We start from the raw sequence: 15,193 nt of genomic DNA on the forward strand, positions 1-15,193 counted from the left end.
TTTTTCCAAAAAAAAAATAAAACTTTTTCATTATTTATTAAATAAATTAATGTTTTAAATTACGTATTCAAGATAATACATATATAAAAAATTACATGCCTCAAGAACGTACATAATATAAAATGTAGAAATTTCTTATTATAGTTAAAGCGACTACAATATTTTGTTAGAAAAAACTAATCATACGAATATTTTAAATTCATATTAACTTGATATTTACTTATTTTAATTAAATTTCAATGTAACTTAAATGTTCAATATGATAATATCTAATTTTATTTAACTAATTTTAATGATTAAGCATGTATATATTTAAAGTATATAATTAGTTTTTTAAAAAACGCAGACATACAATTCTGTTTTAATAAATATATCATTATAAAAAAAATAAAACTAAATTAATTTTTACATTATACAATGTCTAATTTTTTTAAAATAACCAATCAATAAAAATTAATATATTATAATTAAAACTTTTTTACAACATTATATGCCTGCAAAAAATAAAATTACATAGAACGCATAAATCAATTAAATATATTTTTATAAATTATTTGTTTTTTATTCATTTTTCAATTTCAACATAAAATATAAAATTATATTAGAGATAATAAATTATGAACACATTATATAATAAAAGCTGTCTTAGATTATTAGACTTCCAAAAATGCGAAATTGAATACATTATTCATTTGTCTAGTTTTTTAAAAAGTTTAAAAAAAAATAATAAAGAAGTGCGTTATTTAAAAAACAAAAATATTGTACTGATTTTCGAAAAAGAATCAACTAGAACTAGATGCGCATTTGAAGTTGCAGCATTTGATCAAGGAGCTAATGTCACATACCTAGGACCAGGAAACACTCACTTAGGATACAAAGAATCCATAAAAGATACCGCTAGAGTATTAAGTCGCATGTATAATGGTATTCAATATCGCGGGCATAATCATAAAACTATAGAAATATTAGAAAAATATGCTACTGTTCCAGTATGGAATGGATTAACAGAAAAATTTCATCCTACGCAAGTATTAGCGGATTTGCTAACTATGAAAGAAACTTTGTTGTCTCAATCATTATCTCAAATTAGTTGCGCTTATATTGGTGATACAAAAAATAACATAGGATATACTTGGTTAGAAGCTGCAGCTCGTTTAGGTTTAAATTTACGTTTAGTTTCACCTTCCGAATTTTGGCCAGAATCAAATTTCTTTTTACAATGTAAACTTGAAGCACAAAAAAATAATGGAGATATAATTTGTACAGAAAATATTGAAGAAGGTGTAAAAAATGTTAATTTTATTTATTCTGATGTTTGGATGTCTATGGGAGAACCAAACAAAAAGTGGAACAATCGTATTTTATTATTAAAAAAATACCAAATTAACTCTAAAATGCTACATTTAACAAAAAATAAAGAAGTAAAAATTTTACATTGCTTACCAGCTTTTCATGATAATAATACCATCGTAGGAAAAGAAATAATTAAAAAAAATAATTTAAAAGATGGAATAGAAATTACAGATGAAATATTTGAATTACATGCAAATACAATTTTTGAACAATCTGAAAATCGATTACATACTATTAAAGCATTAATGATTGCCAGTCTAACAAAAAATTTTTCTTATTAAACGTTCAAAAAATAAAATATATTTTTATTTAAACTATCAACTTAAAATTAAACTAAATCATTAATGTTTTAATGCTAAATAAATGTCTTACGTTTAAAATAAGATTGCATAACATTTAATATATGCTTGTGTTTATTTAAAATAAGGAAAATTAATATGAATCATTCTTTATATTTAAAAAATATTATATCTATTAATGATTTAACTAAGCGAGAATTAGAATTAATTTTACATGTTACTAGTATTCTTAAAAAAAAAATCATTTAAACATATTAAAAAACAAAATTATTGCTATTTGTTTTTTCGAAGCTTCTACTCGAACAAGATTATCTTTTGAAACTGCAATACTTAGATTAGGTGCATCAATAATTGGTTTTTCTGATGGAAATAATATTTCTTTCGGAAAAAAAGGAGAAAATTTATCAGATACTATTTCAGTTATTAGTACTTATGTTGATTTAATCATTATTCGACATCCCAAAGAAGGAGCAGCTCGTCTTGCATCTGAGTTTTCTAATAATATTCCTATTATAAATGCTGGAGATGGTTCCAATCAACATCCCACTCAAACACTATTAGATTTATTTACTATTAAAGAAACTCAAAAAAAACTACACAACTTAAATATAGGAATGGTTGGTGACTTAAAATATGGAAGAACAGTACACTCTTTAGCTCAAGCTTTGTCAAAATTTAAAAACAATCGTTTTTTCTTCATATCACCTGATGAATTAACCATGCCTAATTATATTAATAATATGTTGTATGAAAAAAATATTATTTGGAATAAATACGATAACATAAAAAAAATTATTTCCAAAGTAGACATTTTATATATGACGCGTATTCAAAAAGAACGTTTCGAACCTACTGAATATATCAATATTAAAGAACGATGCATCTTAAAAGCTATAGATTTAAAATACGCAAAAAAAAATCTTAAAATTTTACATCCATTACCTCGTATCAACGAAATATCCAAAGATGTAGATCAAACACCGTATGCTTGGTATTTTCAACAAGCAAGAAATGGAGTTTATGCACGACAAGCATTATTAGCATTAGTATTAAGAAAGGACATATATGAATCAAATTAAAAAATTACAAGTAGAAGCTATTAATTGCGGTAGCGTGATTGATCACATTCCAGCTCAAATCGGATTTAAACTACTCACGTTATTTAGATTTACAGAAATAGAACAAAGAATTACTATAGGATTAAATTTACCTTCAAAAAAATTAATAAAAAAAGATTTAATAAAAATAGAAAACGTGTTTTTAACAGATCATCAAATCAATCAATTATCCATTTATGCTCCACATGCTACAGTAAACTATATTAAAAAATACCAACTAGTAGAAAAAATTTTTCCTATTGTACCTAAAAGTATAGATAAAATATTAATATGTCCAAATAGTAATTGTGTAAGTAATGATATAGAAATTACTTCTAGTTTTACATTTAGAAAAAACAATGATATGTATTTAATATGCAAATACTGTGAAAAAGAGTTCCAAAAAATATTATTTTAAAAACTCCATGTAAATGATCATGTTATGTATAATTTTACATATAATTAACGATATCTATTGTCACACTAATGTTTATAGAGATAATACAATTTATGAAAATTATAATCGACACAAAAAAAATAATTAATCCTATTGGTCCTTACACAACAGCAATACAAATAGAAAACTTGATTTTTGTATCCGGACAAATTTCTAATGCCATCGATTTAAATAATAGCAACAATAATATTGTTATTCAAACTCAAGAAATATTAAATAATATTGAGTTAATTCTGAAAAAAGCTAAGACAAATATCGAAAACATTGTAAAAACTACTATATTCATAACTAACTTAAAGAAATTAGATATTGTCAATGAGATATATAAAAATTTTTTTTTAAAATATTCTACTTGTTTTCCAGCAAGATCTTGTATCGAAGTATCTAAATTACCTTACAATGCTTTAATTGAAATTGAAGTTATTGCTTATAAAAAATCATAATGCATTTAAATGTAATTTACAAGGCAAAGAATTTATTCCTTTGCCTTATATTGGAATTATTAATATTTTTAAAAAATAGTTTTATCTGAAACTTAAAACTCATAACAAAATTTTATTCAATTAATAACCAATATTTAAAATATGTTCTTAAAAATAACCTTTTACATTAATTTTATCATTATTCATTAAAAATTGTATGTACATAACGTATATAGCTTTATATTCTCGAATTAACTATAGAAATAACATCGTCAACAATAAATTAAATATGTTTACGACGATAAGAAGTTAAAGTGTTGTCTTCTTTACGAGTACTTTTAATATTTCGTTTTATTTCCATTGTTTTTCTAAGATTTAAACGTTCATGATTATAATTTTTTTTATGATTATTGAATCGATAACTATTTTTAAAATTTGAATTATATAGTAATCTTATATTGATTGGTTTATTAAGTATTTTTGTGTTAATAAATAATTTTGATAAGTTTTTAGATAATCCTATTGGTAACTCAATAGTAGAGTATGTTGAAAATAATCTAATATTTCCAATATTCTTACTACTAATATTTCCTTCATTAGCAATAGCTCCAACTATATGTCGAACTTCTACACCATCATTACGACCTATTTCAACACGATATAAATCCATATTTTTACTGTCTTTACTATCACGTCGAGAACGAACATTGTTTGTTTTATCATGAAATCGATGAGAATCCCTCGCATTTGCATGTCGAGTGAAACGTACTAAATCTGGTTTTATGATCAAAGTACGTTCTCCTTGCGCCATTTTTAACAATGCTGCTGCTAATAATTCTATATCTAATTTTTCTGTAAGTTGTAATTTAGATAATAGATCACGATACTGATTTAAATCTTTACTTTCTAGTTGTAATTGAACTTTTTTAGAAAATTTTTCTAATCGTCGTTTACTTAACAATTCAATTTTTGGTAATGTCACTTCTTTCATAGTAAGCTGCATTATACGTTCAATATTTCTCAATAAACGTCGCTCGCGATTTTCAACAAACAATAATGCTTTTCCTTTTCTTCCTGCACGACCTGTACGACCAATTCGATGGATATATGATTCTGCGTCCATAGGAATATCGTAATTAATTACTAAACTAATACGGTCAACATCTAAGCCACGAGCAGCCACATCTGTAGCAATTAATATGTCTAACCTTCCATCTTTTAATTTTTCTAATGTTTGTTCTCGCAGCGATTGATTCATATCACCATTTAATGCAGCACTACTATAACCATTACGTTCTAAAGCTTCAGATACTTCTAATGTCGCATTTTTAGTACGTACAAATATAATAGTAGCAGAAAAATCTTCTGCTTCTAAAAAGCGAACTAATGCATCAGTTTTTTTCCCATAAACTATCCAAAAACTTTGACGTATATCAGGACGCGTGATAGTGTTAGACTGAATTTTTATTTCTTTTGGATTATGCATAAATCTTTTAGAAATTCTTCGAATAACATCTGGCATTGTTGCGGAAAACAAAGCTGTTTGATGCTTATCTGGAACCTTAGTCATAATCGTTTCTACATCTTCTATAAATCCCATTCTTAACATTTCATCAGCTTCGTCCAATACTAAACCACTTACATTAGATAAATTTAATGTTCCTCTTTTTAAATGATCAAGTAAACGTCCTGGAGTACCTACAACAATTTGAGGACCTTGACGCAAAATTTTTAACTGTACATCGTATCTTTGACCACCATATAATGCTAATACATGTATTCCGATTAAATGTTTTGAAAAATTCGAAAATGCTTCAGCAACCTGCACTGCTAATTCACGAGTAGGTGTTAAAACTAAAATTTGTGGATGTTTTATATTTAATTTTACATTATTTAATAAAGGTAATGCAAATGCAGCGGTTTTTCCACTTCCCGTTTGTGCCATTCCTAAAACATCTTTACCTTGTAAAAGATGAGGAATACACGCAGATTGAATAGGCGAGGGATCTATATATCCCATATCATTTAATGCATTTAAAATAGACGAATTCAAACCTAATTTGGAAAATGTTGTTTTATAAGTGTAAATCATGTAAATATGTATGCCTCTTAAGTTACAGCAGCCAGTTTACATTACTTATAATAAAAAATCTCTTTTTATTTTTCATTGGACAATGTTAACCGGCTCAAAATAGATAATTTGAAAAAACACTCATACTCTATAAGAGTTTAATAATAAAATTATTTTTTGTCGTATTATATAAAATCTTGTTAAAATGATATATTTTTATTAAATACGAACTTATTACATATAAAAATGAGATATGAATTTTATTGAATGTTTAAATGTATTTTATACTACAATATATATTTAAAATTATAAAAAAATCAAAAATTTAAAATATAATAATAATTATGAAATTAATATTTTTTAAAAAAACGATGAAAATACTTATTAAAAGAAATTCTAAATACCAAACATCGATATAAATTAAACATTAAAGTATTATTAATTTTTTGAAATAAAACATTACTAGAACGTATAATTTTAGCAAGTTTTTAGTGTATATATCCAGTATTGATTTTAAAATATATTATATTATATATATTTTATAATATGGATGATTATTATTCATATACTAAAAATTTAATATGAAGTTTATTTATTTTCTTTAATACTTAGTCGCAATCTACCTTGCCTGTCTATCTCTAATACTTTTACAAATACTTGTTGATCTAAGCGTAAATAATCTGCTACTTTTCCTATTCGTTTACTTGAAATTTGCGAAATATGAACTAATCCTTCTTTACCTATTCCAATAGAAACAAATGCACCAAAATCAACAATGCGTGTAACCTTACCACTATAAATTTTACCGACTTTAATCTCAGCTGTAATTTCTTGAATTCTACGAATAGCATTTTTAGCTTTTTCCTGTATCATAGCAGAAATTTTAATAATTCCATTATCTTCAATTTCAATAGTAGTACCTGTTTCTTCGGTTAGCATTCGAATGACTGAACCACCTTTTCCTATTACATCTTTGATCTTATCAGGATTAATTTGCATAGTATGAATTCTAGGTGCAAATTCAGAAATATCTTGTCTCGGAAACTGTAAAGATTTCTTCATAACACTTAAAATATGAAGTCGAGCTATCTTAGCTTGATATAAAGCTAATTTTATAATTTTATTAGTTACATGTTCAATTTTCATGTCCATTTGAAGAGAAGTAATGCCATTTTCGCTACCAGCTACTTTGAAATCCATATCCCCTAAGTGATCTTCATCTCCTAAAATATCAGATAGTATTACAAATTTATCCCCTTCTTTAACTAATCCCATAGCTATTCCCGCTACAGCATCAGATATTGGAACTCCGGCATCCATAAGAGCTAAAGAAGCTCCGCATACTGAAGCCATCGAAGAAGAACCATTAGATTCAGTAATTTCAGATACAATACGTATTGTATAAGGAAATGTTTCTAAATCTGGCATAACAGCTAATATACTACGTTTTGCTAATTTACCATGTCCTATCTCACGACGTTTAGGGGATCCTACAATACCTATTTCTCCTACAGAATAAGGAGGGAAATTATAATGAAATAAAAAATTTTCTGTTCTATCACCTAACAATTCATCCACGTTTTGTGCATCCCGAGATGTTCCCAAAGTTACTGATACTAAAGATTGTGTTTCACCCCTGGTAAACAACGCCGATCCATGAACCCTAGGTAGCACTCCTGTTCGGATATCTAAATTGCGTACCATATCTTTTTTCCGACCATCTATCCTTAATTCATCTCGTAAAATACGTGTTCGAATAATGTCTTTTTCGAAATCACAAAATATTGATTCTATTTCTGATTCATCCGAAATTAAGTGCTCGCTAATTAAATCAGATATTAAATTAGATTTAATGTCCTTTAATTGTTTTAACCGTTCTTGCTTATCAAAAATATCATATGCATTATTTATGTGTTCTTTAACTAAATTACCAACTCGAGATCTCAAAAAATCGTTTATAGGACATAAAATATTTTCCCACTTCGGTATATTAACATCATGCATTAAACGAAAAACATTATGAATCACTACTTGTTGCTGCTGATGTCCAAAAGTAATTGCTTTCATTATTTCACTTTCAGATAAAATATTTGCTTCGGCTTCAACCATTAAAATTGAATCTTTTGTTCCAGATATTATTAAATCTAACGTACTATATTTCATTTGATCAATATTGGGATTTAATATGTATTCATTATTTATATAACCAATCCTAGCAGCTCCGATAGGTCCAGAAAACGGCAATCCCGATATACTTAACGCCGCAGATGCTCCAATCATTGCAACTATATCGGGATTAACTTGAGGATTTAGTGAAATCACTGTTGCAATAATCTGTATTTCATTAAAAAATTTTTTTGGAAATAGAGGACGAATTGGACGATCAATTAAACGCGCAATTAATATTTCATTTTCACTTGGCCTGCCTTCACGACGAAAAAATCCACCAGGTATACGACCTGCAGCATATGTTCTTTCTTGATAGTTAACTGTTAGAGGAAAAAATTTCTGCTCCAATAACGGTTTCTTCTGACCAACAACAGTTACTAGTACTGTAGTATCATCCATACTAACCATAACAGCTGCAGTAGCTTGTCTTGCTATTAAACCTGTTTCTAATGTTACAGTATGTTGACCATATTGAAATTTACGTACAATAGGATTTAGCAAAATAGCATCCTTAATATATTATAATTGACATGTTTATTAAATATGAATTAATATTTGTAGCCTTTTATTTTCTTGAAATAGAAATATAAAAATTTTAACAAATAAATGAAAAAAGTTATTAAAAATAATAAACATACTTTATGTATAAAGTATAATAATTAAGTGAATTAATACACATTTCAAAGCTTTTTAAAAATAACGAAACTCCCTTTTTAGGGTATAACATTTTTAGTAACTTTAATGTATAAATTATAAATAATATACTTCAATTTATTAGTTAATAACGTAATTGTAATTGATTAACTATATTAGTATAACGCAATATGTTTTTATTTTTTAAATAATGTAACAATTTTTTACGATGTGATACCATATTCAGTAATCCGCGTCTACTGCAATGATCTTTTTTATGAATGGAAAAATGTTTTTGTAAGCAATTGATTTTATTTGTTAACAAAGCAATTTGTACTTCAGATCGACCACTATCTTTTTCATGAATACCAAATTGCGAAACAAATGTATTTTTTTTAATAACATTTAAAGACATTTTGTTACACTCCATCTTTATGTTGTAAATATAAAATAAATAACTAATACAAATCTTAAAAATATTTATTTATGGTACTATCATATAGTTTTTATAGCAAATAACTTATTCATAGACAATATATGATCAAATAATACGATAAGGTGACAATTCATTAATATTATTAATTTTTCCTATTCCAATAAAATTTTTATTTTTTCCTTCTGTAATACGAAAAAATTTACTGTTCAGATAACAAACAACTCTTATTTTATTACCTTGTTTTATTTTATTGGCTTTTTCAATAGATAAATTTATTTCTGGGAAATTTAACACAGGAGCATCTAAAGGAATTAAAAATTGAGGTAAATTTTTCGAAAAAAATTGTATGCTATTATTTTCATATAATGTTTTTAATTGATTTATAGTTATCATTTTAGAAATTGGATAATTGTCCACCTGAACTCTATGTAATTTTATTACATGCGCACCGCATCCTAAATTCTCGCCTATATCTTCTATTAAAGTTCTAATATAAGTTCCCTTGGAGCACGTAACGTCTAATTCTAGAAAACAATCACAATAGTTAATATATTGTAATTTGTAAATAGTGATTTTTCTACGTGCTCTGGGTATAGTAATACCCTTTCTAGCATATTTATATAGCGGTTGACCATGATGTTTGATTGCAGAATACATAGAAGGAATTTGATAAATATCACCTTGAAAAGAATTTAAAACTGCAATTATTTTCGTTAATGTACAATTTACTTTTCTAATTTTGATAGTTTTACCTTCAGAATCAGATGTATTTGTAGTATATCCAAGACGAGCAATTACTCGATAACGTTTATTAGAATTAAGCAAAAATTGAGAAAATTTTGTTGCTTTCCCACAACAAATGGGCAACATTCCTGTTGCAATAGGATCTAATGATCCCGTATGCCCTGCTTTTTTTATATTTAATATTTTTTTTACTTTTTGCAAAATATTATTAGAAGAAAATCCCCTTGGCTTATCAATTAATAATATACCATTAATTATTTTAAATTCACGAAAAAACATTTAACTATCCTTGTTTATTAAATTATTTTTTAAAAGATTTGCTCATTAACTTACTTAATTTAATACCTTGAATTAATGAATTATCATAAATAAAATGCAACTTAGGAATGATTCGTAAACGAACTTTTTTTGCTAATAAATACCTTATATAAGATGAAGATTTTTGCAATGTTAACACTACATTTTGTGGAGATAAAATGCTATTATTATCAAACACACTAACATATATTTTAGAATAATTAAAATCGCAAGAAGTTTGAACTTCTAATACTGTTATTATAGCTTTTAAACTAGGATTAGATAGTGAATGACAAATAATCCATGATATTTCTTTTTGTAATTCTCTTGATACACGAAAAAAACGGTTAGATTGTAACATATATTAAATTCTCCAATCATTTGTATAAATAGAATAAAATAATAAATTATACTTTAACTTACTTAATTTTAAGTTTTTGAAACGCTTCAATTAAATCGTTAATGCAAATATCATTATAATTTTTTATTCCAATACCACATTCTACTCCGTTTCTTACTTCATTCACATCTTCTTTAAATCTTCTTAACGATTCTAATTCTCCTGTATAAATTATTTTATTTTGTCTTAATACTCGAACATAATCGTTACGTTTTACTATACCTTCAATAACCATACATCCAGCTATGCTTCCAAACTTTGGAGATTTAAATACATTTCTTACTTCTGCTGATCCTACTATTTCTTGTTTATATTTAGGAATAGTCATACCATATATAGAATTTTTTATTTCATCAATAATATGATATATTACCGAATAATAACGCAAATCTACGTTTTCTTTGGAAACAATTTGCTTAACAGATAAATCTGACTTAACATTAAAACCTATAATCATAGCTTTTGAAGCAATAGCAAGAGATACATCAGTTTCTGTAATATTACCTACTCCTTTTCCTATAATTTTTATTTTTACATCATTATTAGATAATGAGTGTAAAGCATCAGAAATAGCTTCTAGTGAACCTTGAGCATCAGATTTTAAAACGACATTTAACTCTAATTCATTATTTTTTTTTGCTTTTTCAAAAATGTTAGATACATTATACATTGTTTTTTTAGATAACTTTTTTTCTCTAAATTTTTCTTGACGATACAAAGAAACTGCGCGAGCTTCTTTTTCGTTTCTAACAACAATTATTGTATCTCCAGATATAGGAATGCCTGATAAACCTAGTACTTTTACTGGAATAGAAGGACTAGCAAATTCAATTTCTTGTTCTAAAGAATTTTTTATAGCACGAATTTTCCCATATTCTAATCCACATAATACTATATCACCCTTATTCAGTACGCCTTCTTGTATTAATATCGTAGCAATAGGACCTTGCCCTTTATCTAAAAATGATTCAATTACTAAACCTGTAGCCATTCCGGAAACAGAGGCTTTTAATTCCAATATTTCAGCTTGTACTAAAATAGACTTTAATAAATGATTTATGCCTTGTCCTGTTTTAGCTGAAACATTTACAAAAATATTATTTCCACCCCATTCTTCTGGAACAATATTATGTTTTATCAATTCATTTTTAATTTTATCTGGTTCTGAATTTAATTTATCTATTTTATTAATAGCTACTATAATCGGAACTGATGCTGCTTGAGCATGTTGTATAGCTTCTATTGTTTGAGGTTTGACTCCATCATCAGCAGCTATAACTAAAATTACTATATCAGTAATTTTAGCTCCACGAGCTCTCATTGCAGTAAATGCTGCATGACCAGGTGTATCTAAAAATGTAATAGTTTTACGTTCTATTTCAATGCAATACGCACCTATATGTTGAGTTATTCCACCAGCTTCTTGAGAAGCAATTTTGGTTAATTTAATATAATCTAATAATGAAGTTTTTCCATGATCAACATGACCCATAACAGTTACTATAGGAGGACGAATTTTTAAAACGGTATCACTAATATTACGATTTCTCATAATTTTTTGTTCTAATGAATCGTTTTGATATATAGTTACTTTATGTCCCATTTCTTCTGCAACTAATTGTGCTATATCTTTATCTAAATTCTGATTAATAGTTACTGCATAACCTAATTTCATCATAATTTTAATCAATTCAGAAGATTTAACTGCCATTTTATTTGCTAATTCAGATACTGTCATTACATTATTAATTGTTATATTTCGATTAATTATACAAGATGGTTTTTGAAAAACTTGTTGTAAGACACTACTTGGATAACTCTTATTGTTTCGTTCTATGCAAGTAAATTTTTTTAAATCTGCTTGATAAATCTTTTTTTTATGACGCAAATGTTTTGTATTCTTATTATTAGATTGACTCTTTATTTCTATACTATCATTGTTGTTATGAGAGTAATTAGAACGTATCATGTTAGTAACAACATGATACTTATCATAATTAACAATTGATTGAATTTGATTTCTTTTTTGTTCTTTATTAGTTTTTTTATTTTCAAATGTAGACCGTTTGATATCTAGGTTATGCTTTGATATTACTGTCTTAGAAAAATGATTTTTATTAACTGCATTACGAGAAAAATTATTACTTTTTTTTCTAATATCATTAGATTTTAAATTTGATTTTAAATTATTAGGAATACTACTATTTTTAATAGAACTTTTGTGAGAATGAATTGTGCTGTCATCTTTTTTACTTGTTGTTAGTAGTGTATTGTCATCATTTTTTTTTGAAAAAAAATTAATTTTCTTAAAAATATTATGTTTAAACTCTTGTTTAGGTTTTATATATGTTGTTTTTTTTCTAATCTCAACTTGAACACATTTATTTTTTCCTCCTACATTAGATATATTCAATGTACTTCGAGTTTTTCTTTTTAAAGTTAATGTATTTTTTAATATAGCATTAGTATTTTTTAAATATTTATCTAAAAGTTTTTTTTCATGATCATTAATACAGTTATATTTTTGCTTCAAAATACCTGCACTAATACATTTTTTTACTAAATCTTCTATTGAAATATTCATTGCTTCAGCTAATACTTTTATATTTATTGCCATAATTACATTTTTCCTACTTAGGTCTTTTCACCAAACCAACATATATTACGTGCTGCCATAATCAAATCACCAGCTGTATTAATGTTGAGTTCTTCAATATCAACTAAATCATCTACTCCCTGATCAGCTAATTCTTCTAAACTATAAATATTTTTTTGTGCTAATTTTAAAGCTATTTTCGAATTCATTCCTTTTAAATTCAACAATTCTTGTTTAGGTTTGTTATCTTCTAATTTTTTTTTATTTTCTTTTTCAATTGTTGTTAAAGCTTTTTCTGCCTCCATTCGAATTAATAGAGCTAACGTTTCATTTATTTTATTAACATGAAGCAGTTCTTCAAAAGGAACGTATACTAATTCTTCTATTGAAGAAAATCCTTCTTGAATTAAAATTTTCAATATTTTTTCATCTATATTTAAATATTTTTTAAAAATATTTAAAATTTTATCTGCTTCTTTTTGATGTTTAATTTTTAAATCATCAATTGTCATGACATTAATTTCCCAACCACTTAGTTGAGAAGCTAATCGCACATTTTGACCATTTCTCCCAATAGCTTGTGCTAGATTTTTAGGATCTACAGAAATGTCCATCGTATGACTTTCTTCATCAACTACAATAGACGCAACATCAGCCGGAGCCATAGAATTAATAACAAATTGAGCTGCATTGTTATCCCATAGTACAATATCAATACGTTCACCACATAATTCGCTAGATACTGCTTGTACTCGAGCTCCTCTCATTCCTACACAAGCACCTACTGGATCAGTTCTTTTATCATTACTTTTTACTGCAATTTTAGCTCTAGATCCTGGATCACGAGCTGCTGCTTTAATTTCAATTATTTCTTCTCCTATTTCTGGAACTTCAATTTTGAATAATTCAATTAACATTTCAGGTTTAGATCTACTGACAAATAATTGTGTACCTCGTGCTTCAGGGTAAATAGCATAAAGAACACCTCTTATTCGATCACCTAATCTAAAATTTTCTCTTGGTAGCATATCTTCTTTTAAAATTAATGCTTCAGCGTTGCTGCCTAAATCCAAAGTAATACTATCTCTATTAATTTTTTTTACTATACCTGTAACAATTTCTCCAAAATGATTACGAAATTGATCTACAATCATTGCTCTTTCAGCTTCTCGTACTTTTTGAACAATAACTTGTTTTGCCGTTTGAGTAGTTATTCTATCAAATGTTACTGATTTTATTTTATCTTCTATATAGTCATTAATTTTTATTAAATTGTTTTCAAATTGAGCAGCTTCAAATGTGATTTCTTTTGTTGGAAACGACACCTCATTTACTACTAACCAACGTCGAAATGTTTCAAAACTTCCATCTTTTCTATCAATCTTTACCCGAACATCGATATCTTGATTATATTTTTTTTTAGTTGCAATTGCTAATGCACTTTCCAACGCTTCGAAAATTTTTGTTCGAGGTAAAGATTTTTCATTAGAAACAGCTTCCACAACAGCTAAGACTTCTTTATTCATCTTAGTTTACCTTAAGTTATATAAATGACATTGTGGAGTTTACATTACTTTATTATAAATATCTTAGAAATAGAAATATACGTATTTTATTAAATACTAATAATAAATTAAAAAATAAACTAAAAAAATTAAATTTTTAGTAAAACATATTTTAATTTTAAAACATTACTTATCATTCTCATATTATTTTTTAATTTCTTTTTGTAAATTTATTTTAATATAATAAAATCCCCGAAATTTCGGGGATTTTATTATATTAAAATAAATTTACAAAAAGAAATTAAAAAATAATATGAGAATTACCGAGGACGGGATTTGAACCCGCATACTAAAAAGTACTACCCCCTCAAGATAGCGTGTCTACCAATTCCACCACCTCGGTGTAATTAATAAAAATATAAGACTTATAATACACATACCTTAAGAATACAATTAAAGTACATTATTATAACTAATATTGCATATTATTAAACTAATTAAAAAAAATAAAAAAGCAAAAACACCCGTAATACGTATTAATATACTATTAGTACAACAAGTAATCATTTGTTTCGATTTTATTAAATTAAAACCAGTATTTACATCACTATTTTTTCCATTTTGTATCATAATTAAAAAAACAAGACAAAAAGAAACAAAAACAAAAATTCCCAAACAGAAATTATACATAAAATCTTCTCTGAATATTACACA

Annotated in this window: 10 protein-coding genes, 1 tRNA gene and 1 pseudogene; 4 read left to right on the forward strand and 8 right to left on the reverse strand. The window is 26.1% G+C overall.

The window, feature by feature from the left end; translation table 11 throughout:
• Positions 1 to 617: 617 nt before the first annotated feature.
• The 4 genes and pseudogenes from argF (at position 618) to U0T59_01705 (ending at position 3,649) form a co-directional block, all read left to right on the forward strand.
• Positions 618 to 1,634, forward strand: coding sequence for an ornithine carbamoyltransferase (gene argF, locus U0T59_01690; protein ID XBC43149.1), 1,017 nt, complete (start codon positions 618 to 620; stop codon positions 1,632 to 1,634).
• Between the two features lie 156 nt (positions 1,635 to 1,790).
• A pseudogene (gene pyrB / locus U0T59_01695) lies at positions 1,791 to 2,731 on the forward strand (aspartate carbamoyltransferase).
• A complete protein-coding gene (pyrI, locus tag U0T59_01700) occupies positions 2,718 to 3,167 on the forward strand; it encodes an aspartate carbamoyltransferase regulatory subunit (GenBank protein ID XBC43150.1) in 450 nt (149 codons plus the stop codon). Before pyrB ends, pyrI begins: the two are co-directional and overlap by 14 nt.
• 92 nt (positions 3,168 to 3,259) lie before the next feature.
• Positions 3,260 to 3,649 (forward strand): RidA family protein, encoded by a 390-nt coding sequence (locus U0T59_01705; protein XBC43151.1) that lies wholly within the window; start codon positions 3,260 to 3,262, stop codon positions 3,647 to 3,649.
• 262 nt (positions 3,650 to 3,911) lie between these two features.
• Here the strand turns inward: U0T59_01705 and U0T59_01710 are convergent, their stop codons facing one another.
• From U0T59_01710 to U0T59_01745, 8 genes are all read right to left on the reverse strand, one after another.
• Positions 3,912 to 5,717 carry a DEAD/DEAH box helicase gene (locus U0T59_01710; protein XBC43577.1) on the reverse strand — a complete coding sequence of 602 codons (1,806 nt, stop codon included), beginning with the start codon at positions 5,715 to 5,717 and terminating at the stop codon, positions 3,912 to 3,914.
• Between the two features lie 570 nt (positions 5,718 to 6,287).
• Positions 6,288 to 8,369 (reverse strand): polyribonucleotide nucleotidyltransferase, encoded by a 2,082-nt coding sequence (gene pnp / locus U0T59_01715; protein XBC43152.1) that lies wholly within the window; start codon positions 8,367 to 8,369, stop codon positions 6,288 to 6,290.
• A 277-nt stretch (positions 8,370 to 8,646) separates the two neighbouring features.
• Positions 8,647 to 8,916, reverse strand: coding sequence for a 30S ribosomal protein S15 (rpsO, locus tag U0T59_01720; GenBank protein XBC43153.1), 270 nt, complete (start codon positions 8,914 to 8,916; stop codon positions 8,647 to 8,649).
• A gap of 126 nt (positions 8,917 to 9,042) precedes the next feature.
• Entirely contained in the window at positions 9,043 to 9,960 is a 918-nt protein-coding gene (gene truB / locus U0T59_01725; GenBank protein ID XBC43154.1) for a tRNA pseudouridine(55) synthase TruB, read from the reverse strand.
• A 22-nt stretch (positions 9,961 to 9,982) separates the two neighbouring features.
• A complete protein-coding gene (gene rbfA, locus U0T59_01730) occupies positions 9,983 to 10,339 on the reverse strand; it encodes a 30S ribosome-binding factor RbfA (GenBank protein XBC43155.1) in 357 nt (118 codons plus the stop codon).
• 58 nt (positions 10,340 to 10,397) lie between these two features.
• Positions 10,398 to 12,998, reverse strand: a complete 2,601-nt coding sequence (gene infB / locus U0T59_01735; protein XBC43578.1) for a translation initiation factor IF-2 — start codon at positions 12,996 to 12,998, stop codon at positions 10,398 to 10,400.
• Positions 12,999 to 13,012: 14 nt separating this feature from the next.
• Positions 13,013 to 14,500 (reverse strand): transcription termination factor NusA, encoded by a 1,488-nt coding sequence (gene nusA / locus U0T59_01740; GenBank protein XBC43156.1) that lies wholly within the window; start codon positions 14,498 to 14,500, stop codon positions 13,013 to 13,015.
• A gap of 300 nt (positions 14,501 to 14,800) precedes the next feature.
• Positions 14,801 to 14,882: transfer RNA gene (locus tag U0T59_01745), tRNA-Leu, on the reverse strand.
• Positions 14,883 to 15,193 lie beyond the last annotated feature (311 nt).

It is taken from the genome of Buchnera aphidicola (Meitanaphis flavogallis) (assembly GCA_039830035.1).
Taxonomy (GTDB): domain Bacteria; phylum Pseudomonadota; class Gammaproteobacteria; order Enterobacterales; family Enterobacteriaceae; genus Buchnera_B; species Buchnera_B aphidicola_AZ.